At 61.0% G+C, this 21,815-nt stretch carries 24 protein-coding genes; 13 read left to right on the forward strand and 11 right to left on the reverse strand.

Features of this window, described 5'->3' with window-relative positions:
- From ccmE to ccmA, 5 genes are all read right to left on the reverse strand, one after another.
- Positions 1-456, reverse strand: coding sequence for a cytochrome c maturation protein CcmE (ccmE, locus tag AC19YS_RS09410; RefSeq protein ID WP_106576791.1), 456 nt, complete (start codon positions 454-456; stop codon positions 1-3).
- Positions 453-629 carry a heme exporter protein CcmD gene (gene ccmD / locus AC19YS_RS09415; protein WP_106576792.1) on the reverse strand — a complete coding sequence of 59 codons (177 nt, stop codon included), beginning with the start codon at positions 627-629 and terminating at the stop codon, positions 453-455. Before ccmD ends, ccmE begins: the two co-directional genes overlap by 4 nt.
- The gene (locus AC19YS_RS09420) at positions 626-1,381 is read right to left on the reverse strand and encodes a heme ABC transporter permease (RefSeq protein ID WP_106576793.1); all 756 of its coding nucleotides are present in this window, start codon (positions 1,379-1,381) and stop codon (positions 626-628) included. The genes ccmD and AC19YS_RS09420 overlap by 4 nt, the downstream gene beginning before the upstream one ends.
- Before the next feature lie 81 nt (positions 1,382-1,462).
- A complete protein-coding gene (gene ccmB / locus AC19YS_RS09425; protein WP_003189951.1) occupies positions 1,463-2,131 on the reverse strand; it encodes a heme exporter protein CcmB in 669 nt (222 codons plus the stop codon).
- The gene (gene ccmA / locus AC19YS_RS09430; protein WP_500601546.1) at positions 2,128-2,763 is read right to left on the reverse strand and encodes a cytochrome c biogenesis heme-transporting ATPase CcmA; all 636 of its coding nucleotides are present in this window, start codon (positions 2,761-2,763) and stop codon (positions 2,128-2,130) included. Before ccmA ends, ccmB begins: the two co-directional genes overlap by 4 nt.
- 200 nt (positions 2,764-2,963) lie before the next feature.
- On the opposite strand from ccmA, the gene fliK reads away from it, so the two are divergent.
- Positions 2,964-4,541 (forward strand): flagellar hook-length control protein FliK, encoded by a 1,578-nt coding sequence (gene fliK, locus AC19YS_RS09435; RefSeq protein ID WP_106577282.1) that lies wholly within the window; start codon positions 2,964-2,966, stop codon positions 4,539-4,541.
- Entirely contained in the window at positions 4,538-4,867 is a 330-nt protein-coding gene (locus AC19YS_RS09440; RefSeq protein ID WP_214246437.1) for an EscU/YscU/HrcU family type III secretion system export apparatus switch protein, read from the forward strand. The genes fliK and AC19YS_RS09440 overlap by 4 nt, the downstream gene beginning before the upstream one ends.
- A gap of 127 nt (positions 4,868-4,994) precedes the next feature.
- Here the strand turns inward: AC19YS_RS09440 and AC19YS_RS09445 are convergent, their stop codons facing one another.
- Positions 4,995-6,182: a molybdopterin molybdotransferase MoeA gene (locus tag AC19YS_RS09445; protein WP_500601755.1), complete on the reverse strand. Its 1,188-nt coding sequence runs from the start codon at positions 6,180-6,182 to the stop codon at positions 4,995-4,997.
- Between the two features lie 22 nt (positions 6,183-6,204).
- A complete protein-coding gene (moaB, locus tag AC19YS_RS09450; protein ID WP_169368563.1) occupies positions 6,205-6,744 on the reverse strand; it encodes a molybdenum cofactor biosynthesis protein B in 540 nt (179 codons plus the stop codon).
- A gap of 75 nt (positions 6,745-6,819) precedes the next feature.
- On the opposite strand from moaB, the gene mobA reads away from it, so the two are divergent.
- Both mobA and AC19YS_RS09460 read left to right on the forward strand, forming a co-directional pair.
- Positions 6,820-7,422, forward strand: a complete 603-nt coding sequence (mobA, locus tag AC19YS_RS09455; protein WP_124416829.1) for a molybdenum cofactor guanylyltransferase MobA — start codon at positions 6,820-6,822, stop codon at positions 7,420-7,422.
- A 79-nt stretch (positions 7,423-7,501) separates the two neighbouring features.
- Positions 7,502-7,723 carry a YgdI/YgdR family lipoprotein gene (locus AC19YS_RS09460; protein ID WP_065901933.1) on the forward strand — a complete coding sequence of 74 codons (222 nt, stop codon included), beginning with the start codon at positions 7,502-7,504 and terminating at the stop codon, positions 7,721-7,723.
- 55 nt (positions 7,724-7,778) lie between these two features.
- Here AC19YS_RS09460 and AC19YS_RS09465 read toward each other — a convergent pair whose 3' ends face one another.
- From AC19YS_RS09465 to AC19YS_RS09475, 3 genes are all read right to left on the reverse strand, one after another.
- Positions 7,779-8,669 carry a pseudouridine synthase gene (locus tag AC19YS_RS09465; protein WP_124416828.1) on the reverse strand — a complete coding sequence of 297 codons (891 nt, stop codon included), beginning with the start codon at positions 8,667-8,669 and terminating at the stop codon, positions 7,779-7,781.
- Positions 8,670-8,741: 72 nt separating this feature from the next.
- On the reverse strand, positions 8,742-9,077 hold the full coding sequence (locus AC19YS_RS09470) for a hypothetical protein (RefSeq protein ID WP_017529348.1): 336 nt from the start codon (positions 9,075-9,077) through the stop codon (positions 8,742-8,744).
- A 74-nt stretch (positions 9,078-9,151) separates the two neighbouring features.
- Positions 9,152-9,388, reverse strand: coding sequence for a glutaredoxin family protein (locus AC19YS_RS09475; protein WP_106576797.1), 237 nt, complete (start codon positions 9,386-9,388; stop codon positions 9,152-9,154).
- A 326-nt stretch (positions 9,389-9,714) separates the two neighbouring features.
- On the opposite strand from AC19YS_RS09475, the gene AC19YS_RS09480 reads away from it, so the two are divergent.
- Complete coding sequence (locus AC19YS_RS09480; RefSeq protein WP_500601548.1) at positions 9,715-11,433, forward strand: cation:proton antiporter; 1,719 nt, start codon at positions 9,715-9,717, stop codon at positions 11,431-11,433.
- Here the strand turns inward: AC19YS_RS09480 and AC19YS_RS09485 are convergent.
- On the reverse strand, positions 11,420-12,628 hold the full coding sequence (locus AC19YS_RS09485) for an ammonium transporter (RefSeq protein WP_124416826.1): 1,209 nt from the start codon (positions 12,626-12,628) through the stop codon (positions 11,420-11,422). The two genes, AC19YS_RS09480 and AC19YS_RS09485, sit on opposite strands and share 14 nt — an antisense overlap.
- Positions 12,629-12,989: 361 nt before the next feature.
- Here AC19YS_RS09485 and AC19YS_RS09490 point away from each other — a divergent pair, with 361 nt between their 5' ends.
- The 8 genes from AC19YS_RS09490 (at position 12,990) to AC19YS_RS09525 (ending at position 21,780) form a co-directional block, all read left to right on the forward strand.
- The gene (locus tag AC19YS_RS09490) at positions 12,990-13,304 is read left to right on the forward strand and encodes an ElaB/YgaM/YqjD family protein (RefSeq protein ID WP_106576799.1); all 315 of its coding nucleotides are present in this window, start codon (positions 12,990-12,992) and stop codon (positions 13,302-13,304) included.
- A 4-nt stretch (positions 13,305-13,308) separates the two neighbouring features.
- Positions 13,309-13,695 carry a phage holin family protein gene (locus AC19YS_RS09495; RefSeq protein WP_064451560.1) on the forward strand — a complete coding sequence of 129 codons (387 nt, stop codon included), beginning with the start codon at positions 13,309-13,311 and terminating at the stop codon, positions 13,693-13,695.
- A complete protein-coding gene (locus AC19YS_RS09500; protein ID WP_106576800.1) occupies positions 13,692-14,027 on the forward strand; it encodes a hypothetical protein in 336 nt (111 codons plus the stop codon). Before AC19YS_RS09495 ends, AC19YS_RS09500 begins: the two co-directional genes overlap by 4 nt.
- A 93-nt stretch (positions 14,028-14,120) precedes the next feature.
- Positions 14,121-15,284 carry an EAL domain-containing protein gene (locus AC19YS_RS09505; RefSeq protein ID WP_200623066.1) on the forward strand — a complete coding sequence of 388 codons (1,164 nt, stop codon included), beginning with the start codon at positions 14,121-14,123 and terminating at the stop codon, positions 15,282-15,284.
- Positions 15,285-15,355: 71 nt separating this feature from the next.
- Complete coding sequence (locus AC19YS_RS09510; RefSeq protein WP_106576802.1) at positions 15,356-16,687, forward strand: deoxyguanosinetriphosphate triphosphohydrolase; 1,332 nt, start codon at positions 15,356-15,358, stop codon at positions 16,685-16,687.
- Positions 16,688-16,858: 171 nt separating this feature from the next.
- On the forward strand, positions 16,859-17,254 hold the full coding sequence (locus AC19YS_RS09515) for a response regulator (protein ID WP_500601756.1): 396 nt from the start codon (positions 16,859-16,861) through the stop codon (positions 17,252-17,254).
- Positions 17,255-17,509: 255 nt separating this feature from the next.
- Positions 17,510-18,133, forward strand: a complete 624-nt coding sequence (locus AC19YS_RS09520; RefSeq protein WP_200623070.1) for a response regulator transcription factor — start codon at positions 17,510-17,512, stop codon at positions 18,131-18,133.
- A gap of 8 nt (positions 18,134-18,141) precedes the next feature.
- Positions 18,142-21,780: a transporter substrate-binding domain-containing protein gene (locus tag AC19YS_RS09525; protein ID WP_500601551.1), complete on the forward strand. Its 3,639-nt coding sequence runs from the start codon at positions 18,142-18,144 to the stop codon at positions 21,778-21,780.
- Positions 21,781-21,815 lie beyond the last annotated feature (35 nt).

Consider the following 21,815-nt stretch of genomic DNA (forward strand, 5'->3'; position numbering starts at 1 on the left):
TTAGCCCTCCTTTGCTGGGGTTGGAGCGGGTTGGCCGCTGTCTTTCAGGGCCTTGGTGACTTCCGGCGGCATGTATTTCTCATCGTGCTTGGCCAGCACTTCATCGGCGACCACCACGCCGTCGGCATTGAGCTTGCCGAGGGCGACGATGCCCTGGCCTTCGCGGAACAGGTCCGGGAGGATGCCGCGATAGGTGATGGTCACGGCCTTGTTGAAGTCGGTGACCACGAAGGTGACGTCGAGGGAATCACCGGAACGTTTCAGCGAGCCCTTCTCCACCATGCCGCCCGCGCGAATGCGCGTGTCTACCGGCGCTTCGCCGTTGGCGATCTGGGTCGGGGTGTAGAACAGGTTGATGTTCTCCCTCAGGGCGCTCATCGCCAGGCCCACGGCAACACTCACACCGACCAGGATGGCCAGGATGATCAACAGACGCTTTCTACGCAGCGGATTCACTTATCGGTCTCCCGGCGCAAACGGCGCGCCTCTTGTTGCAGGTAACGCTTGCGGGCCAGGATCGGCGCGGCGACGTTGAGGGCCAGCACTGCCAGGCAGATGCCATAGGCCGTCCAGACATACAGGCCGTGGTGGCCCATGGCGAGAAAATCACTGAAAGAGTTGAAACTCATCCCCGCGCTCCCAGGCTGTTTTGCACTTCAGCCTTGACCCAGCTGGTGCGGGCCTCACGCTTGAGCACTTCCAGACGCATGCGCATCAGCAGCACGGCGCCGAAGAAGCAGTAGAACCCCAGCACCATCAGCAGCAGCGGCGCCCACATTTCCACGGGCATCGCCGGTTTTTCGGTCAGGGTGAACGTGGCGCCCTGGTGCAGGGTGTTCCACCACTCCACCGAGTATTTGATGATCGGGATGTTGATCACGCCGACAATCGCCAGCACCGCGCAGGCCTTCGCGGCGCTGTCGCGGTTGCTGATAGCATTGCCCAGGGCGATAAGGCCAAAGTACAGAAACAGCAGGATCAGCATCGAGGTCAGGCGCGCGTCCCACACCCACCATGAACCCCAGGTCGGCTTGCCCCAGATGGCGCCAGTGACCAGCGCCACGGCGGTCATCCACGCGCCGATGGGCGCCGCGCATTGCAGGGCGACGTCGGCCAGCTTCATCTTCCACACCAGCCCGACGACGCCGCACACGGCCAGCATCACGTAGCAGGACTGCGCCAGCATCGCGGCAGGCACGTGGATATAGATGATGCGAAAGCTGTTGCCTTGCTGGTAGTCCGGCGGTGCGAAGGCCAGGCCCCAGACCAGGCCGATGCCGATCAGCAACACGGCGGCGACGCTCAACCACGGCAGCAGCTTGGCGCTGATGCCGTAAAACCATTTGGGCGAGCCGAGCTTGTGAAACCAGGTCCAGTTCATTGCTGTTTCCATCACGGTGGTTTCTCGTCTTGGCGAGAAACTCAGGGTCTTTACTGGTTAATAACGCTTAACCAGACCTCATTATTCGCCGACGCTGATCTTCAGGCCAGCCGCTATAGCAAAGGGTGTCAGGGTTACCGCCAGGGCGGTCAGGCTGCCAAGCCACAGGAGGTAACCGGTCGCCGGCATGCCCATGAGCGCGGCCTGCAAGGCGCCGCTGCCCAGGATCAACACCGGGATATACAAAGGCAGAATCAGCAGGGCCAGCAACAGGCCACCCCGCTTCAAACCGACGGTCAACGCTGCGCCCACCGCCCCCAACAGGCTGAGCACCGGCGTACCGAGCAACAAGGACAGCAACAATACCGGCAGGCATTCGACGGGCAAGCCCAGCATCATCGCCAGCAACGGTGAGAGCAAGACTAGCGCCAGGCCGGAAAAAGCCCAGTGTGCCAGTACCTTGGCCAGAACCAGAAGTGGCAGCGGGTGCGACGAAAGGACCCACTGTTCGAGGGAACCGTCTTCGAAATCGCTGCGAAACAGCCCGTCCAGCGAGAGCAGCACCGATAAAAGCGCAGCGACCCACACCAATCCTGGGGACAAGGTTTGCAACAGTTTAGTCTCGGGACCGACCGCCAACGGGAACAAGGCGATGACGATGGCAAAGAACACCAGCGGATTGGCCAATTCAGCCGGGCGACGGCACAACAGCCGTGCTTCACGGGCGACCAGCAGCGCGAACACACTCATACCGACCACCGGCCCAAATCCAGATCACGGTAACCGGCGGGCATGCGCGTCAGCGTGTGGTGAGTGGTGAGCACCACTGAACCGCCCTGCTCGCAGTGCCGGGCCAGGTGTTCTTCGAGCTGGGCGACGCCTTGTTTGTCGAGGGCGGTGAACGGTTCGTCGAGAATCCACAGCGGCGGGCCCGGCAGGTACAAGCGCGCCAGCGCTACGCGGCGCTGCTGGCCGGCGGACAGGGTATGGCAGGGAACATCTTCAAAGCCTTTGAGGCCGACGGCCGCCAGGGCTTGCCAAATGGCATCACGGGAGGCCGGGTGATGCAGGGCGCTGAGCCAACTGAGGTTCTCTTCCGGCGTGAGCACGTCCTTGATGCCGGCGGCGTGGCCGATCCAGACAAGGTTGCGGGCCAACTCAGTGCGTTGTTCGTTGAGCGGCTTGCCGTTGAGACGCACGCCCCCTGCCGTCGGCTGCATCAAACCGGCCAGCAGGCGCAGCAAACTGGTCTTGCCGCTGCCGTTGGGGCCGCTGATTTGCACCATGTCGCCGCCCGTCAGACGCAGTTCGAGGTGTTCGAACAGCGTCCGCAGGTCGCGTTCACAGGCGAGCGCTACGGCTTCAAGAAGAGGGCTGGTCAAGAGATCGCGGGCCTTTACGGTTCAAGTCGGCGGTGCAGCGGCCGTTATAGAGAGATGCACAATAACGGCTTTGGCGACCGATTTTAGAGAGCTGGATCAAATAGTTGTGAGGTTTTTACCGCTCTCTTTGCAGACGGGCGGCATTATACATGTGATGCCCTACTCTAAAGAGGGCAATTTCCCCAGAGACGATGCGCACGATGACCGGTGAGATCAACCTTCCTACGCTGCCTCCTGCCCCGGCGCCCGGACCTGCCCCGCTGCCGCCGACCGGCGAGTTGCTCAAACTGCTGGAGCCGCAGGCCGGACTGATCGACCCTGGGAAAACCGCCAACGCCGAGGTGATCGCGCTTAAACAAGGCGGCGATGCGTTTCAGCTGTTGCTCAAATTGACCCTTGAAGGCGGCCGCCAGACCCTGGTGCAAGCCAGCAGCGCCCAGCCTCTGCCGTTGGGCAGCAATGTAGCGGTGAGCCAGACGCCAGCCGGCAACCTGACGCTCTCGCTGCAGCAGGCCTTGAGCGCCAACGTGGCCGCCCTCACCCGTATCGACACCACGCAAATGCCGGTGGGCACGCTGTTGCAAGCCAAGGTGCTGACCACCCAGATGTTGCCGCAAGGCACCACGCAACCGGCGATCTACCGCTCGCTGGTGACGGTGCTCAACAACGCCCTCGCCGGCACCACGCTGACGTTGGAAAGCCCGCAGCCACTGCGGGTGGGCAGCTTGCTCAGCGCCGTGGTGCAAAATGCGCAGACCTTGAATTTCGTGCCGTTGAGCGGGCTCAAGGATCAATTGGCGGTGGCCCAACAGCTTTCCACCCAGCAAAGTCGTCAAGGCTCGCTGGACGTGGTCTTCACCGCCCTGCAAAACCTGCCCACCGACGACAGCACGTCCACCGACCTGCGCGCCGCGGCGGCGCGGTTGCTGGCGGCGTTGCCCGACCTGGCACAAGTGAGCAACCCCAAGGTGTTGGCGCAGCTGGTACAGAACAGCGGCGCGTTTCTGGAGGCCAAGTTACTCGCCGGGCAAAACCCGCAAATCCCGCCGCTGGACATGAAAGGCGCATTGCTGCGCCTGGTCGCCGACTTGCTGCCGGCCCTGCCCAGTGCCACCAACCTCAATGCCATCCTCGCCGCCAATACCCTGGCTCAGGTACTGCCCAATTTTGTGCGTAACCCGCTGAATACGCTCGGCCAGATCGGCGCGCGCCAGGCACCCGCCGGCTTTCCGCTGCCGGATCGGTTGATGCAGCGCCTGGAAGGCGAAAGCGACCTGGAAAACCTGCTGCGCCTGGCCGCCGGTGCGATTTCGCGCCTGCAGAGCCATCAGCTGTCGAGTCTTGAACAAACCGGCACCACCGCCGATGGCCGCTTGCAAACCACCTGGCAACTGGAAATCCCCATGCGCACCTTGCAGGACATCGTGCCGTTGCAGGTCAAGTTCCAGCGCGAGGAACCGACGCCGGACAAGGACCAGCCCGAACGCAAAGACAAGAAAGACCCCAAGCAGATGCTCTGGCGCGTCGAGTTGGCGTTCGACATGGAGCCGCTGGGGCCATTGCAGGTTCAGGCGCAACTGACCCAGGGCAAACTGTCCAGCCAGCTGTGGGCAACCCGGCCCTTTACCGCCAGTTTGATCGAAAGCCATTTGGGCCATTTGCGCGAGCGCCTGGTGACCTCGGGCCTCAACGTCGGCGACCTGGATTGCCACCTCGGCACCCCACCGCGCGGACCAAGAACCGGCCTGGAACAACGCTGGGTGGATGAAACCGCATGAAAAATCCAACCCCACCACGCCAGGCGATTGCCCTCAAGTACGACGGCCAGCAAGCGCCGACCCTGACGGCGAAGGGCGACGATGCATTGGCCGAAGCCATTTTGAAGCTGGCGCGGGAAAATGAAGTGCCGATCTATGAGAACGCCGAGCTGGTCAAGCTGCTGGCGCGCATGGAGCTGGGCGACAGCATCCCCGAAGAGTTGTACCGCACGGTGGCGGAGATCATTGCGTTTGCGTGGACGCTGAAGGGCAAGTTCCCGGCCGGGTACGACCCGAACGCCGAGCCGGTGGAGCGGGATGTGACTGAGCGTGGGGATGATTACTGAGCATCTCAGACATTCACGCATACACATGTGGGAGCTGGCTTGCCTGCGATAGCGGTGTCAGCTTGCTTATCTGGAACAGGTAGACCGCTATCGCAGGCAAGCCAGCTCCCACAGTAATTCTCTATTGTCAGTTCAGGACTTCACTCAGGGGAATGAAATTGACCCGATCCCCAATAGCCAGCGTCGTCCCCTCCAACACCTCCACAAACCCTTCTGCCCACGCCGCGCTGCGCAGCACGCCGGAGCTCTGGTTGCGGTAGATGATCGCCTTGCCTTGCTCGATACGCCCGCGCAGGTACTCGCGGCGGTTGCCCGGCTTGGGCCAGGTGAAACTCACCGGCACTTCGAAACGCAACGGCTCGACATCTTGCACGCCTTGGCGGCGCAGCAGATAAGGCCGCGCCAGCAGCGCAAAGGTCACCAGGGTCGAGGCCGGGTTGCCGGGCAGGCCGATCACCGGCACACCGCGAAAATGCCCGAAGGTCAGCGGTTTGCCTGGTTTGATCGCCAGCTTCCACAGGGCCAACTCGCCCTCTTCACGCAGGGCGATACCGAGAAAGTCAGCCTCGCCCACCGACACACCACCGGTCGACAGAATCAGGTCGACAGTGCCCAGGTCCGACAGGCGTTTGCGGGTTTTCTCCAGGTCATCCGGCAGAATCCCGGCGTCGATCACCTCGCAGCCCATGCGCGCCAGCCAGCTGCACAGCACGCGTCGGTTGCTGTTGTAGATCTGCCCCGGGCCGAGCGGCAAACCGGGCTCGATCAACTCGTCGCCGGTGGACAACACGGCCACGCGCACGCGGCGCACCACGTTCAAGCGGTCGTGCCCCAGTGAGGCGGCCAGGCCCAGCTCGATCGGGCCCAGGCGAGTGCCGGCGCTCAACACCAACTCGCCGACGGTGGTTTCCTGGCCTTGCGGACGGATGTTCTGACCCACCTGCAAAGGTTCGGTGAAACTCACACGCTCATCGGCGTGGACCACGGCATTTTCCTGCATCTCTACGCAATCGGCGCCTTCGGGCACCGGCGCACCGGTAAAGATGCGCGCACAGGTGCCAGCCGCCAACGGCTGCGGCGCCTGACCGGCGAAGATCCGTTGGCTGACAGGCAAGGGCTCGCCTGTCCAGTCCGCCAGGCGCAGGGCGTAGCCGTCCATGGCGCTGTTCGGCCAGGGCGGCAAGTCGAGCGTAGAGATCAGGTCTTGCGCGAGCACGCGGCCGTCGCAGTCGGCCAGCGGCACCACGTGCGGATCACGGATCGGCGCGGCTTCGGCCATGTCCAGCAGTTGGCGCAGCGCGTCTTCCACTGGCATCAGGGCGCCGGTTTTGCCGGGCTTATCCACGGGATTCGCAGGGTTCGGCCTGCTTCAAGTGAGGAACGAAGTTGCAGGGGCGATGACGGTTGTCCAGTTGCTCGGCGAGGATGCCGTCCCAGCCGGTACGCACCGCGTTGGTCGAACCCGGCAGGCAGCACACCAGCGTGCCATTGGCCAGGCCGGCCAGGGCGCGCGATTGCACGGTGGAGGTGCCGATATCGGCCACGGAGATCTGGCGGAACAGTTCGCCAAAGCCGTCGACGTGTTTGTCGAGCAGGCAGCTCACCGCTTCGGGCGTGCTGTCGCGCCCGGTGAAGCCGGTGCCGCCGGTGATCAGCACCACTTGCACCACATCTTCGGCGATCCAGTGGGCGACTTTCGCGCGGATTTTGTAGAGGTCGTCCTTGAGCAGCACGCGCTCGGCCAGGGTGTGGCCGGCGGCGGTCAGCCGGTCGACGAAGACCTGGCCCGAGGTGTCGGTGTCCAGGGTGCGGGTGTCGCTGACAGTCAGTACAGCAATATTCAGGGGTACGAAGGGCGCATCAGCCTTGGCATTCATGGCTCGGTCCGGTTGTCGAAGGAACAGCCCGATGTTATATCACAGGGCCCTATTACCTGCCGCAGCGGAACCGCCATGTCTCTCGATTCTTCGCCCCTGCCCTGTTCGATTCTGCTATTGGCCGGTGGCCGTGGCCAACGCATGGGTGGTCAGGACAAGGGCCTGCTGGCGTGGCACGGCCAGCCGTTGATTGCCCACCTGCAACGCCTGACCCGGGCGCTGACGGATGACCTGATCATCTCGTGCAATCGCAACCATGACCTGTATGCGCCCTACGCCGACCAGTTGGTGAGCGACGACAGCCCGGACTTTCCCGGCCCGCTGGCAGGCATCCGCGCCGGGCTCGCCGCCGCGCGCCATGCGCAGCTGCTGATACTGCCCTGCGACGTGCCAAACATCGACGCGGCGCTGCTTGCCGATCTGCGTGAAACTGCACGCCGCACGCCGCAGGTGCCGGTGATGGTGCGCCAGGGCGAATTCTGGGAACCCTTGATTTGCATCATCCCAACCCACCTTAAAACTGAGGTCGAACGGGCCTGGGACGCCGGTGAACGCAGCCCGCGCAAGATTCTGCTGCAACTGGGCGGCGTGGGCCTGGAGTGCCCGGCCAATGACCCGCGCCTGGCCAACCTGAATACACCTGAACTGTTGCACGCAGCCTGCGGCGTGTCAGAATGAACCTCGCACAAGGAACTTTGTCGACGCGCCGCGCGTCACAAGGTCAGCAATTTAAAAGCATTCTCTCGGAGACACACTCATGACTCAACGGACCATCGCCGCTCTCATGCTTGCACTGGGCCTCGCTACTCTCGCCGGTTGCGCCTCGCCTACAGTGATCACCCTGAATGACGGTCGCGAAATCCAGGCCGTCGACACCCCTAAATTCGATAAGGCTTCGGGCTTCTACGAGTTCGAACAACTTGACGGCAAGCAGACCCGCATCAACAAGGATCAGGTTCGCACCGTTAAAGACCTGTAAGTCTTAACGCTGGACCCACAAGGCCCGCCTCGCGCGGGCCTTGTCGTTTCCGCAGTTACCAGTCGAGGGTGATCAGGCTGCGGAAATCGCGTTGCTCACCGGTGACCGGGTCGATAAACCGCACGCCCTGGGCCAGCAGTTTGAGCGGGTTGGCATAGTCGTCCTCGGCGTCCTTGATGACGTCGGGGTAGAACGGGTCATTGCAGATACTCGCCCCCAGCGCGGTCATGTGTACGCGCAACTGGTGTTTCTTGCCGGTCACGGGGAACAGGCCGTAACGCCACAGGTCGGCGTTTTTCTCACGGACTTCTACCGCCGTCTCGGTGTTGCTGACGCCGGGGCCTTCCTGCATGCGAAAGAACGGTTCGCCCTCCACCAGACGGCTTTTGTGAACCATGGGAAAGGTCAAATCAGGCAACGCGGGAGCGATGGCTTCGTAGAATTTGTCGATGCGCCGTGTTGGAAACAGCTGTTGGTAGGCTGAACGGCTGTGCGGGTTGGCCGAAAACAGCACCAGCCCTGCGGTGTGCCGGTCGATGCGGTGCAAGGGCACCAGAGCAGGGTTATCCAGGCGCCGGATCAAGCGGCGCAACAGGGTCTGTTCAACGTACTCGCCCGCCGGGGTCACCGGGAGAAAATGCGGTTTGTCGGCGACCACCAGGTGCTCGTCGGCATACAGGATGGTTTCCTCAACCGGAATGACTTTCTCATTCGGCACTTCACGGAAGTAGTAAATGCACAGGCCTTCCTTGTAGGCCAAATCCATTTGGATCGGCGTGCCGTTGATGTCGAGTACACGGCCACGGGCGATGCGGTCCAGCCAGCGTTCACGGCCAATCGCAGGGAAATGCTCACACAGACACTCCAGCACCGTCGCCCACGGGCCAGGTGGCAAATACAACGTGCTGGCTTGATGTTGCGACGCGGAAAAACCGGAAGATGACATGACAATGCTCGAAGCCTGGAAAATCAGGCGGGCATTATCCCGCATGGAGCGCGATGGAGCCTAGGGTGGATCTCAGGCTTTGGCCAATTGCGCGCGCAGGATCGGCGAAGCGCTGGCCGCTTCGGTGAACTCCTTGAGCCAACGCAGCACGTCCACCGCTTCCCAGCGACCGGGATCGTAAAGCGCGTACAACAACCCTTGGTAACCCACTACATCCAACTGTTTGTGATAGCCGGCGCGCTGGAACAACGCTTCGATCTCGGCAAAGCAGGTATTGAAATGCACTTTGTTAAACGGCGTCTTGCCTTCCGTGACCAGGCCGTCGAGGCGCAGCTCGTTCACCGCGTCGCGCACGACGTCGGCGGACATGCGATTGACGCTGCTTTTCAATTGTTCAACATTCACCACGGGCGTTCCCTCTATTCAATCGCTGTACAAACATACAGTAACGTAATATTTGGAAACTCGCCATCGGAGAACGCCTAGGACAGGAAGGCAACCACCTGTGCTGTGTCGAATGGCCAGTCCAGCTCGGCCCCGGTATCCACCCGGCGAAGCACCGGAATCCGCAGGCTGTAGGCGTCTGTAAGGTCATCGGGATCGGTGATATCCACCAGTTCCACCAGCAACCCGTGTTCGACGAGCGGCATGATTTCGACTTCGGCAATCTCACAAAGATGGCAACCCAGGGTGCCGAACAACTGGCATTCAGGAAGCATGGCGAATTGGCCTGATCAGGAAACAGGCAACCATTCTAAGCCTGCCAAATACCGGTGGCGAGCGGGCTGATCTGCGTTGGTTGGCGAAACGGCTCAGGCGGCTGGTGTGTTTGTTCAGGATGGACTCGCAGGCAGGCTTCAGGGGCGCTTCGCGCCCCAACGCGGGGCAAGCCCGCTCGCCACAGCAAGCCCGCTCGCCACGACAGGCCCGCTGGCCACAAATCGCCGGCTTGGCATAGAAAAGCCTGACCCAGATCACCATGGCCTATAACTGATTCAGCGATTCTCGCGCCTTTTTGTCCGCTCAACCTGCAAGGAAGCCGCCTGTGTTTGCCAATCTGCTGATCATTCTGGCCTCATCCCTGGTGGTGATAGCGCTGTTTCGCCGCCTGCAATTGCCGCCCGTGCTGGGTTACCTGTGCGTGGGCCTGGCGTTGGGGCCCACCGCTCTGGATTGGGTGAATGACAGCGAAGAGCTGCCTGACCTTGCCGAATTGGGGGTGGTGTTCCTGCTGTTTTCTTTGGGGTTGGAGTTTTCCCTGACCAAGATGCTTGCCCTGCGCAGCGTGGTGTTTGGCTTGGGCAGTTTGCAGGTGCTGGGGTGTGCAGCCTTGCTGGGAGGGCTGTTGATGGGCTTCGGTCTGTCGCCAAGCGTCGCGCTGATGCTCGGCGCGGGGCTGGCATTGTCCTCCACCGCGATTGTCAGCAAGGAGCTGAGCAGCCTGGGGGAAATCTTCAGCAGCCACGGCCAGAACGCGATTGGCGTATTGCTGTTCCAGGATGTGGTGGCGGTGTTGCTGCTCACGTTGGTGCCGGTGTTTGCCGGCAGCAGCGAACACGCCTGGTATTGGGCGCTGCCGCTGACGCTGGGCAAAACCGTGCTGTTGTTCGTCGGATTGCTGTTCGCCAGTCGTTGGTTGCTGCCCCGCCTGTTCCACGAAGTTGCCGCGTCCCATTCGGCTGAACTGTTTGTGCTGTTGGCGCTGGTGATCGTCTTGCTCACCGCCTGGCTTACGCATTTGCTCGGCCTCTCCCCTGCCCTCGGGGCTTTTCTGGCGGGCATGCTGTTGGGGGAAAGCCATTACCGGCATCAGATTGAAGCGGACATACGGCCATTTCGCGACATTCTGCTTGGGCTGTTTTTCGTCAGCATCGGCATGCTTATCGACCTGCAGCTGTTCGTCAGCCAGAGCCTGCTGATCCTCGGCCTGACCCTCGCGCTGATGCTGATCAAGGGCTGTGTGGTGGCAGCCCTGGTCAAGTTGCGCGGCAGCGACGGTGAAACCGCATGGCGCAGCGGCCTTGCCCTGGCGCAAGGCGGCGAATTCTGCTTCGCGTTGATGGCGCAGATGCAGCAGAGTCGGCTGATTCCGGACGAATTCAACGGTTTGCTGCTGGCCGCCACCTTCTGCTCGATGCTGCTGACCCCGCTGTTGCTGCGCGCCGCACCGGGCGTCGCCCTGCGCCTGCACCGCAAGCCCAATCAGCAGGTGCAACTGGAGGAAATCACCGCGCTCAATGCCGACTTACGTGGCCACGCGGTGATTTGCGGGTATGGCCGCGTCGGGCAATCCATCGGGCGCTTTTTGCGCCGGGAACATCAGGCGTTCATCGCCCTGGATGACGACCCCGAGCGCGTGAAAGAGGCCGCCACCGAAGACAGCAGCGTGCATTACGGCGACTGCCGCCGTGGGGCCTTGCTCAGTGCGGTCGGCCTGGAGCGCGCGCGGCTGGTGGTGATTGCCGTGGATAACAGCGATGTGGCCCTGACCGTCCTGAAAGAAACCAGGAGGATCAACCCGCACGTCCCCGTGCTGGTGCGCACGCGCGATGACAGCCAGCTGGCCGAGTTGAAAGCTGCGGGCGCCAGCGAAGTGGTGCCCGAGCTACTGGAATCGAGCCTGATGCTCGCCTCCCACGCCTTGATCCTGCTGGGCCTGCCGGACCACCAGGTGCAGGCGCGGGTGGATGAGGTGCGCCATGACCGTTATCGCCTATTGCACGGCTTTGATGCGCAGACCGAAAAACCGCTCAATCCTGACTGACCGCCCCAATCTTGTGGATCGACAGGTCCGCGCCGTAGTACTCCTGCTCCTGGCTCAGGCGCAGCCCGTGCACGCGCTTGATCACGCCGTACACCAACAGCCCGCCGATCAGCGCCACCGCCACGCCCAGTGCCGTGCCGATCAACTGGCTGATCAGGCTCACACCGCCCAGGCCGCCAAGGGCCGTCTGGCCAAAGATGCCGCACGCAATGCCGCCCCACACGCCGCACAAGCCATGCAGCGGCCATACACCCAGCACATCGTCGATCTTCCAGCGATCCTGGGCCGCGATAAAGAACCACACAAACAATCCACCGGCCACCGCACCGGTGACCAGCGCGCCCACCGGGTGCATCAGGTCGGAACCGGCGCAGATCGCCACCAGCCCGGCCAACGGGCCGTTATGCAGGAAGCCTGGGTCATTGCGGCCAATCACCAACGCGGCAACGGTGCCGCCGACCATGGCCATCAACGAGTTCACGGCGACCAAACCGCTGACGCCATTGAGAGTCTGCGCGCTCATCACGTTAAAGCCGAACCAGCCGACAATCAGGATCCACGAGCCCAGCGCCAGGAACGGAATGCTCGACGGCGCAAAGGCCACCAAGCGCCCTTCCCGGTATCGACCATTGCGCGGTCCCAGCAGCAGCACCGCCGCCAGCGCCAGCCAGCCGCCCATGGCATGCACCACCACGGAACCGGCAAAATCGTGAAAGCTGGCACCAAAGGTTGCCAGCAGCCAGGCTTGCAGGCCGAAGTTGCCGTTCCACACCATGCCTTCGAAAAACGGGTAGATAAACGCCACGATCAGCGCGGTTGCACACAGCTGCGGAGCGAACCTGGCGCGCTCGGCAATACCCCCGGAAATAATCGCCGGAATCGCCGCTGCAAACGTCAGCAGGAAGAAAAACTTCACCAGGCCGTAGCCATGATCGGCGCTGATCACCGCCGCCGGTTGCATGAAGGTCACGCCGTAGGAGATCCAATAGCCTATAAAGAAATAGGCCAGGGTAGAGATAGCGAAGTCGCTGAGGATCTTCGACAGGGCATTCACCTGGTTTTTCTGGCGTACGGTACCGACTTCCAGGAACGCGAAGCCGGCGTGCATGGCCAAAACCATGACCGCACCGATCAGGATGAACAGGGTGTTGGAGCTGTGAACAAGCGTGTCCACAGCACTTTGCATATTTTCCATGGAGGTTGGCAGGCCTGCATTAAAGGCAAAAAGCACCAAAGCGGTTCAAGCCAGGGTGTCGCGCACTAAATTGGCACCACCGGTCCCACCTCTGTGCAGAAGGTGTGAACCGCTTTAGCGCAGCGATCAACACAACAGGCCGTTGCCGACAGGGTTTTTCCGCGGGTTTTGTTGATTTAGGGTAAGGTTTTTCAAGGCATCAGCCTCGGGTCGCCCGGATTCAGCGCATACCCTGGGGCAGGCGCACCAAGGCAAAGCAAAAGCTGTACCAGACAATTGCAGTGAACCTTCACCGTTACCGGTGACTCGAAAACAAACGTAACGCACCAGACGCACAGATCAGCCAATCACGGAGATAACCATGGCCCGAAGAACTGCAAAGACTGCTCAAGAAATACTGATGGCGGATTTTCAAACCTTGGTCAGTGACACTGAAAGGTTGCTGGACGACACCGCGGTATTGGCCGGCGACCAGGCCGACGAGCTGCGCACAAAGATCCACGACAGCCTGCTCAAGGCCCGCGAAACCCTGCAACTGACCGAAGATTCCCTGCGTGAACGCGGCCAGGCGGCTGTCACCGCCACCGAAGATTACGTGCAAGCCAACCCTTGGCAGTCAGTCGGCATTGCCGCCGGCGTTGGCTTTCTGATCGGTCTGCTGGCTACAAGGCGCTAATACCATGTCTATCGGCGAATCCGGCTCGTCCACGAGCTCAAGCTCCACTTCCCGACGCCTGGGCGCGGCCGTTCTGGGCTTGCTGCACAGCCACGTCGAATTGTTTGGCATCGAGTTGCAGGAGCAGAAATCCCGCACGGTCAGCTTGCTGCTGTTTGCAGGCCTGGCGCTGGTGTTTGCCCTATTGTTGCTGGTGGGGTTATCGGCGCTGGTGATGATTCTGGTCTGGGACACTTACCGTCTCACCGGGATTATCAGCCTCTGCGTGTTCTACAGCCTGGCCGCAGCATTTTGCGGAGTGCGCTTGAAAGCGGCGATATTCGATGAATCCACGCCCTTCCACGCCACCCTCGAAGAGCTGGCCAATGATCGGGAGCGCCTGCTGCCATGAGCATGACTGAAATCCCGCAAAACACCTCCCGCCGGGAAATGCGCAAGGCGTTGATCCGCCTGCGCATGGAAATGCACCGTCAGGAAATCCGCCATGAGTCTCAGCAACTGATGGTCCCGCTGAACAAAGTGCGTGACCTGCGCCATAACTGGCAGGACAGCCTGGGCATCAAGCATGCGCCGCTGTGGGGCGTGGCTGCAGTGACGCTGATGGGCTTTTTTACCGGCAAGGGCGCCAAGGCCGGCAGTATCAGCAGCGTGACGCGCTTGGTGCGGCTGGGCGCCGGTTTGATCCCGTTGATCAAATTGGCCATGGCAGGGCGCAAGGGTTAATCGCGACTGGCTGCATTCTTGCAAACAGAATCGGCCCGGCCCTCGTAACTGAGGGCCGGGCCTTTTTTTCGTCAGCTCTCTTAAGGAGGCCCCGTGATCGACGGGCAACCGCTCGCCTGTTTCCAGCCATTCATCGACACTGCCACCGGGCGCATCGCCGGCGTCGAGGCACTCGGCCGTCTGCGCCAGGCTGATGGCCGCTTGCTGTCAGTCGGCCCGCTGTTTGCCGACCCGCGCACGCCAGGCGTGGCCTTGCGCCGCCTCGACCGGCAGATCCGCGACAATGCCTTGAGCCGCCTGCATGAAGCGCCTGCAGACTGGTTTCTGAGCCTGAACATCTCGCCCCGCTGGATCAACCGTCTGCGCCCCGGCCAAGCCTTGCCCAGCCTGAAGCAGGTGCATGCGCATGGCGTCGATCCGCAGCGCATTGTGTTCGAGATCACCGAACTGGGCGGTGACATCCAGCGTCTGGCCGAGGTGGTGGCGCGCTATCGTGAGGCCGGTGCACGCATTGCCATCGATGACTTCGGTGCCGGCTACTCCCAGCTTGACCGGGTGCTCGCGCTGCAGCCGGATATCCTCAAGCTGGACATGCGCCTGTTCCAGGAAGCCGCCAAGGGCGGACCAAGCAGTGAGGTCGTGCGTGCGCTGGCGCAAATGGCCGAAAAGACGGGCTGCTGGATCATCGCCGAGGGCGTGGAAACCGAGGCGCAGCTGAGCTTCGCCCTGGAATGCGGCGCGCGGTACGTACAGGGTTACCTGTTTGCCCAAGCGCAACTCGACTGGTTTGCCACCGATGCCTTCGTGCCGCAGTTTGCCCGGCTGCGCACGGTATACGTGCAGCAAAAACTGGCTGAACGCGGCCGCATCATGCAGTTGCGCCTGCAACTGGCCCAGCTGACGCTGATCCTGCAGAACTGGGCACAGGGCCAGGCGCCACTGGAACAGTTACCTCAATTGCCGGATTTCCCCTGGCTGCTGCGCTTTTATCAGTGCGACCGGCATGGTACCCAGCTGACGCCCAACTTCGAATGGCGCCAGGACGCCTGGCAGGCCGACAGCCGCTACCTTGGGCATAACTGGTCGTGGCGCCCCTACTTCTATCACCTGCTGGCCGAAGGCTGGGAGGAGCGACGCCTGACCCTCTCCCAGACTTACCGCGACGCCACCACCAATCAGTATTGCCTGACCGCCGGACAATTCTTCGATAACGGTCAGCGTTTGCTGTTAATCGATATAGACGCGGCCGGCTTGTAGATTTTCGCTTGCCCCGGTGCAGCTGAACCGGGAAGCTGGGAGGGTCATTCACCGCACGGAGAGTACCCGCCTTGGATTGGCCCACCCTGCTTACCCGCGAACGTCTTGGAAAGCCTCTGCACAGCCCGGAAGAACTCGGCCGCAGCCCGTTTCACAAAGACCATGACCGTATTATTTTCTCCGGCGCCTTCCGCCGCCTGGGCCGCAAGACCCAAGTGCACCCGGTGTCCAGCAACGATCATATTCATACGCGCCTGACCCACTCCCTGGAAGTCAGTTGCGTCGGCCGTTCCCTCGGCATGCGCGTGGGCGAAACCCTGCGCAGCGCCCTGCCCGACTGGTGCGACCCCAGCGATCTGGGCATGGTCGTGCAATCGGCTTGCCTGGCCCATGACATCGGCAACCCGCCATTCGGGCATTCCGGCGAAGATGCCATCCGCCACTGGTTCCAACAGGCGGCCGGACGCGGCTGGCTGGACGACATGAGCAGCGCCGAGCGCAATGACTTTCTCAATTTCGAAGGCAACGCCCAGGGTTTTCGGGTGCTGACCCAGCTTGAGTACCACCAGTTCGACGGCGGCACTCGCCTGACCTATGCCACCCTGGGCACCTACCTGAAATACCCGTGGACCGCCCGCCACGCCGACTCGCTGGGCTACAAGAAGCATAAGTTTGGCTGTTACCAGAGCGAGCTGCCGATTCTTGAGCAGATCGCTCACAGGCTCGGCCTGCCGCAACTGGAAGAACAACGCTGGGCCCGTCATCCACTGGTGTACCTGATGGAGGCGGCAGACGATATCTGCTACGCCTTGATCGATCTCGAAGACGGCCTGGAAATGGAGTTGCTCGAATACGCCGAGGTCGAGTCGTTGTTGCTCGACCTGGTCGGTGACGACCTGCCCCAGACTTATCGACAACTGGGCGCGCAAGACTCGCGCCGGCGCAAGCTGGCGATTTTGCGCGGCAAGGCCATCGAGCACCTGACCAATGCCGCTGCCCGGGCTTTCGTGGAACAGCAGGATGCGTTGCTGGCCGGCACACTGCCGGGCGATCTGGTGGAGCACATGCATGGCCCTGCCAAGCGTTGCGTGCTGGATGCCAAGGACATGGCCCGCAAGAAAATCTTCCAGGACAAGCGCAAGACCCTGCATGAAATCGGTGCCTACACCACCCTCGAAATCCTCTTGAATGCGTTTTGCGGTGCCGCGCTGGAGCAACATGGCGGGCGCACGCCGTCGTTCAAGAACCGGCGCATCCTCGACCTGCTCGGCAACAGCGCACCGGACCCGGCGTGGCCGTTGCACGCCTCGTTCATGCGCATGATCGACTTTATTGCCGGCATGACCGACAGCTACGCCACCGAGATGGCACGGGAGATGACCGGGCGTTCGAGCCCACAATGACGCTTTCGATCACGCCGCCTGTTCCCCGAACAGAATCTGCCTACGAAGGGAACAGAGCTGCCTGATCGAATTCGTACACTGATTCAAGGAATAATCACGCCCGCTTCTGGCGGACCTGGCGAGCAATTCCTACGCGCCACCCCATCGACGCTTGACTGACCCGTGTGCCCTATGCCCAGACACCCTCTTCGAATCCTATTGGTGGAGGATCACCCCTTTCAGCTTCTGGCCACCCAGTGCCTGCTTAACACCTTCGGCTTCGACCACCTGACTCTGGCAGAAAATGCCGAACAGGCGATCCGCGCGATGTCTGAGTCCAAAAGGCCGTTTGACCTGATGCTGTGCGACCAATGCCTGCCTGATTTACTCGGCCTGGAGCTGGTGGAAATCGCCAGTCGCCAACACTTTATAACCGGCGCCATTCTGCTGAGCGGGCTGCCTTCCTCGGAACTGTTCAACCTGACCACCCAAGCCCTGCAGCGTGGTTTGCCGCTGCTTGGTTATTTATCCAAACCGCTGAATAAAGACGAACTCGAAAAGTTGATTGCCCCCCAGGTCCGATTATAAATGTAGGACTTTAAACTCTGCCCACCTACGAAAACATACCTGAACCAATCGCTGTATCGCCGGCACTGCCAATGACCGCACTGATTTAAAACTTGCTTACATCCAGCGTCACAAAGCCTTAACAACTGGTAGGCAACTACCTTTTTTCATGTAGGAATTCTCCTGTTTTATACCTGTTCCCACCATGGTTCATGCTCCTCCCTCCTCTTCTGAGCTAATGTGCCCGCTTTATTTGCACTTGCATGGAATGTGATTATGAACACGGTTTTTATCATTGATGACCACCCCGTTATCAGGCTGGCGATCCGCATGTTGCTGGAACATGAGGGTTATAAAGTCGTCGGTGAAACGGACAACGGTTGTGATGCGATACAAATGGTTCGCGAATGCCTGCCGGACTTGATCATTCTGGATATCAGCATTCCCAAACTTGACGGCCTCGAAGTGCTGTGCCGATTCAACGCCATGAACACATCGATGAAAACCCTGATTCTGACCGCCCAGAGCCCGACGCTGTTTGCCACGCGCTGCATGCGCTCGGGCGCGGATGGCTATGTGTGCAAGGAAGGCGACCTGAGCGAACTGCTGAGTGCCATCCGCGCCGTATTGTCGGGCTACAACTATTTTCCCAGCCAGGCGCTCAATGGAACTGCAGACGGCACAGACACGCTGGAACTTGAACTGTTTAAAACAGTGAACGATCGGGAACTGATGGTCTTACAACTTTTCGCACAAGGCCGTACCAATAAGGAAATCGCCAAAGGTATGTTTTTAAGTAACAAAACAGTAAGCACTTACAAAAAAAGGCTGATGCAAAAACTTAAAGCCAAGTCCTTGGTAGAACTTATCGAGATGGCAAAACGAAACGCGCTAGTGTGAGAAAGCGGATGCCCAGCCGTATAAAGGACTATTTGATTATATTAATCGCCGGTGTGTGTTTCAGCACGACGGTGCCTGCGGACCCCGCTCCCGGCCCGGAACACTTCACGCTGTTGAGCCGTGCAAGTGCGGTACAACTGGATGTTCAACTGGACAAGGCCCAGCGCCAGTGGTTACAGAACAAACGCGAGTTGGTGCTCGGCACTTCGGCTCCGGACTACCCGCCCTTCGACCTGACCTCCAGCGGCCGCGACTATGAGGGCCTGACCGCCGATTACGCAGGGCTGTTGGCCCAAGCCCTGGCATTGCCCGTGAAGGTGGTGCGCTACCCCACCCGAGAAGCATCGATCCACGCGCTTGAAACGGGCGAAATTGACTTGTTGGGCTCCTCCAACGGCTTTGAAGCCGCCAACCCGAATCTCATCCTGTCGCAGCCATACGCGGTGGACCAACCCGTGCTGGTGACCCGTGAGGGTGAAACCTACAACCTGGGCAATGGGCTGGCCGGACTGCGCTTGAGCCTGGTCTACCACTACCTGCCGTTGAGCGAAGTACAGAAGCTGTATCCAAAGGCCAACATCCGCGCCTACCCCTCGTACCAAAACGCGTTGAATGCGGTGGCGTTCGATCAGGCCGACGTGTTTTTGGGCGACACCATTTCCACCCATTACATGATCAACAAGGGCTACCTGAAAAACATCCGCATGGCCAACTTCGGCAAGCATGAAGCCTACGGCTTCAGCTTTGCGCTGCGCCAGGATCAGCGCACTTTGCTGAGCATCGTCGATTCGGTGCTGGCCGCCATCCCCATCAATGAACGCGACAGTATCGCCAAGCGCTGGAGCGCCGGCAGCGATATCTTGCTGACCGACAAGAAACTGCAGCTGACCCAGCGCGAAGAGCGTTGGCTCAAAGACCATCCGGTGGTGACAGTCGTCGTCAATGAGACCTTCGCACCGCTGACGTTTTTCGACGCCGAAGGCAATTTTCGCGGCATCACCGCAGACTTGCTGGAACTGATACGCCTGCGCACCGGGTTACGTTTCAAGATCCTGCGCAGTCGCGAAGTCAACGCGATGATCGAGCAGGTCACCACCGGCAAAGCCGATATCATCGGGGCCATTGTCCCCAGCGTTGAAAGGGAGGCTTCGCTGAGCTTCAGTCGCCCTTACCTGGAAAACTCCTACATCCTGCTGACCCGCAAAGAGCCTGGCGCACCCTCGAACCTGGAGCAGATGGCAGGCAAGCGCCTGGCTATCACCGTGGGCAACCCCTTGGAAAAAATCCTCACGCAGGACTTCCCGCAGATTCGCCTGGTGGAGGTCAGCGACACCTTCAAGGCATCCGAAATGCTGGCCCAAGGCAATGTGGAAGGTGCCGTCAACTCGCTGGTGATCGCCAATTACTTCCTATCCTCCCAGGTTTTCCAGGACAAACTGCAGATCAGCACCAGTATCGGCACCCTCCCCGCCACGTTCGCCCTGGCAACACCTCGCCGCGCCGTCGAACTGAGTTCAATCCTGGACAAGGCCCTGCTGAGCATTGCTCCAGACGAAATGGGCGTGATCAACAGTCGCTGGCGAGGCTACACCGCCGCCCCCGACAGTTACTGGCGCAATTACCACCAGTTGATCGCGCAAATCATCGTCGGCACCGGGCTGTTGCTGCTGATTTCACTGACCTGGAACGCCCACATGCGCCGCCAGATCAAACATCGAAAAATGGCCGAGCGCGCCCTTAACGATCAGTTTGAGTTCATGCGCGCATTGGTCAACGAAACCCCGCACCCGATCTATGTGCGTGATCGAAACGGCCTGTTGCAAACCTGTAATGACAGTTACTTGCAGGTCTTCGACGTCAAGCGTGAAGACGTGATCGGCAAGAGCGTGATCCAGATGGACATGGCCCGGGAATCGGAAGCCGCGCAATACCACGCGGACTACCAGCAAGTCGTGGCGCAAGGCAACCCACTGATTCTCGACCGCACCCTGCACCTGCACGGAAAAAAACTGACGATCTATCACTGGATTCTTCCTTACCGTGACTCCGTCGGTGAAGTCCAGGGCATCATCGGGGGCTGGATCGACATCAGTGAGCGGCGCCAGCTGTTCGACGAGTTGCGCGCCGCCAAGGAACGCGCCGATGAAGCGAACCGGGCCAAAAGCACCTTCCTTGCCACCATGAGCCATGAAATCCGCACGCCGATGAATGCCGTGATCGGCATGCTGGAGTTGACCCTCAAGCGGGCTGACCAGGGCCATCTCGACCGCCCGGCGATCGAAGTGGCCTACAACTCGGCCAAAGACCTGCTGGAATTGATCGGCGATATTCTGGACATCGCGCGCATCGAGTCCGGCCGTTTGAGCCTGGCGCCGGAACGCGTGAACCTGCGGGAAGTCATCGAATCGGTAGTGCGCGTGTTCGACGGCCTGGCACGGCAGAAAACCCTCAGCCTGCTGCTGGAGTTCAAGCCCGAGCAGGATGACACCGAGGTGCTGATCGACCCGTTACGCTTCAAACAGGTGCTGTCCAACCTGGTGAGCAATGCGATCAAGTTCACCGAGCGCGGGCGGGTGCACATCAAGGTGGACGTGCAACCCACCGATCAACCGCAGCAGGTCGAGATGAAACTGGTGGTCGAGGACACCGGCATTGGTATCAGTCGCGACGACCAACTGCGCCTGTTCGAGCCGTTTGCCCAGGCCGACAACTCCGGGCACCTGGCCAGAAGCGGCGCAGGCCTGGGGCTGGTGATCTGCCGAAGCCTGTGCGCGATGATGGGCGGGCAACTGAGCCTGAGCAGTGTGCCGATGGTGGGCACCCAAGTGCATGTCAACTTGACAATGCCGCGCCTGCAGCCGGTCCAGCCCGTGGGAGAACTCAAACCCGCGCCCCCGGCGCTTGCGCCGGTGCTCAACGTATTGGTGGTGGATGACCATCCCGCGAACCGCCTGCTGATGTGCCAGCAACTGGGTTACCTGGGGCATCAGTTCACCGCAGCCCAGCACGGTGCCGCCGGCTTCAAGGCATGGCGTCAGGAACGCTTCGACCTGGTCATCGCCGACTGCAACATGCCGATCATGAACGGCTACGAATTGACCCGCTCGATCCGTGAGTATGAACAGCGCGAACAGCTGCCGGCCTGCGTCGTGCTGGGCTTCACCGCCAATGCTCAGCCGGAAGAGAAACTGCGCTGCGCGCAAGCGGGCATGAACGACTGCCTGTTCAAACCAATCAGCCTGACGGTGCTGGAGCGGCAACTGGCGCAGATCGGCCAGCAACCCGGCGGTGTGAGGCTCGACCTCAGCAGCCTGGAAGCGCTGACGGGCGGCGACCCACAGCTGAGTCGCCGCCTGCTCGAGGAATTGCTTAACAGCAGCCGTCATGACCGTCAGGAACTGACCGCCATGTTGGCGCAACAGGCATCGCCCCAGGCCATCATTGACCAGGCCCACAAGATCAAGGGAGCTGCGCGCATCGTGCAGGCCGCTGCGCTGGCCGGCGAATGTGAAGCGCTGGAGCACGCCTGCGCGCAAGGTGAAGATCGGCCGAGGATCGAAACCGGCATCAAGACCCTGGAAAAATGCATGCTTGAATTGGAGAGGATGCTGCAGATGCGCCTTAATGAACTGGACGCCTTGCAATAGGCAGGGCGAGTGCTTGCACTCTCCCTGCCGCCACC

The sequence above is a fragment of the Pseudomonas sp. MF08831 genome, from assembly GCF_059862645.1.

What these genes read in the sequence shown, in the direction of transcription:
- mobA (WP_124416829.1), top strand. Translation starts at nt 6,820, where the DNA reads ATGTCTCTCGATTCTTCGCCCCTGCCCTGTTCGATTCTGCTATTGGCC.
- AC19YS_RS09520 (WP_200623070.1), top strand. Translation starts at nt 17,510, where the DNA reads ATGAACACGGTTTTTATCATTGATGACCACCCCGTTATCAGGCTGGCG.
- AC19YS_RS09440 (WP_214246437.1), top strand. Translation starts at nt 4,538, where the DNA reads ATGAAAAATCCAACCCCACCACGCCAGGCGATTGCCCTCAAGTACGAC.
- AC19YS_RS09515 (WP_500601756.1), top strand. Translation starts at nt 16,859, where the DNA reads ATGCCCAGACACCCTCTTCGAATCCTATTGGTGGAGGATCACCCCTTT.
- ccmB (WP_003189951.1), bottom strand. Translation starts at nt 2,131, where the DNA reads ATGAGTGTGTTCGCGCTGCTGGTCGCCCGTGAAGCACGGCTGTTGTGC.
- AC19YS_RS09465 (WP_124416828.1), bottom strand. Translation starts at nt 8,669, where the DNA reads ATGTCATCTTCCGGTTTTTCCGCGTCGCAACATCAAGCCAGCACGTTG.
- AC19YS_RS09500 (WP_106576800.1), top strand. Translation starts at nt 13,692, where the DNA reads ATGAGCATGACTGAAATCCCGCAAAACACCTCCCGCCGGGAAATGCGC.
- AC19YS_RS09495 (WP_064451560.1), top strand. Translation starts at nt 13,309, where the DNA reads ATGTCTATCGGCGAATCCGGCTCGTCCACGAGCTCAAGCTCCACTTCC.
- AC19YS_RS09460 (WP_065901933.1), top strand. Translation starts at nt 7,502, where the DNA reads ATGACTCAACGGACCATCGCCGCTCTCATGCTTGCACTGGGCCTCGCT.
- AC19YS_RS09420 (WP_106576793.1), bottom strand. Translation starts at nt 1,381, where the DNA reads ATGAACTGGACCTGGTTTCACAAGCTCGGCTCGCCCAAATGGTTTTAC.
- AC19YS_RS09445 (WP_500601755.1), bottom strand. Translation starts at nt 6,182, where the DNA reads ATGCCAGTGGAAGACGCGCTGCGCCAACTGCTGGACATGGCCGAAGCC.
- moaB (WP_169368563.1), bottom strand. Translation starts at nt 6,744, where the DNA reads ATGAATGCCAAGGCTGATGCGCCCTTCGTACCCCTGAATATTGCTGTA.
- AC19YS_RS09525 (WP_500601551.1), top strand. Translation starts at nt 18,142, where the DNA reads ATGCCCAGCCGTATAAAGGACTATTTGATTATATTAATCGCCGGTGTG.
- AC19YS_RS09475 (WP_106576797.1), bottom strand. Translation starts at nt 9,388, where the DNA reads ATGCTTCCTGAATGCCAGTTGTTCGGCACCCTGGGTTGCCATCTTTGT.
- AC19YS_RS09485 (WP_124416826.1), bottom strand. Translation starts at nt 12,628, where the DNA reads ATGGAAAATATGCAAAGTGCTGTGGACACGCTTGTTCACAGCTCCAAC.
- fliK (WP_106577282.1), top strand. Translation starts at nt 2,964, where the DNA reads ATGACCGGTGAGATCAACCTTCCTACGCTGCCTCCTGCCCCGGCGCCC.
- AC19YS_RS09490 (WP_106576799.1), top strand. Translation starts at nt 12,990, where the DNA reads ATGGCCCGAAGAACTGCAAAGACTGCTCAAGAAATACTGATGGCGGAT.
- ccmD (WP_106576792.1), bottom strand. Translation starts at nt 629, where the DNA reads ATGAGTTTCAACTCTTTCAGTGATTTTCTCGCCATGGGCCACCACGGC.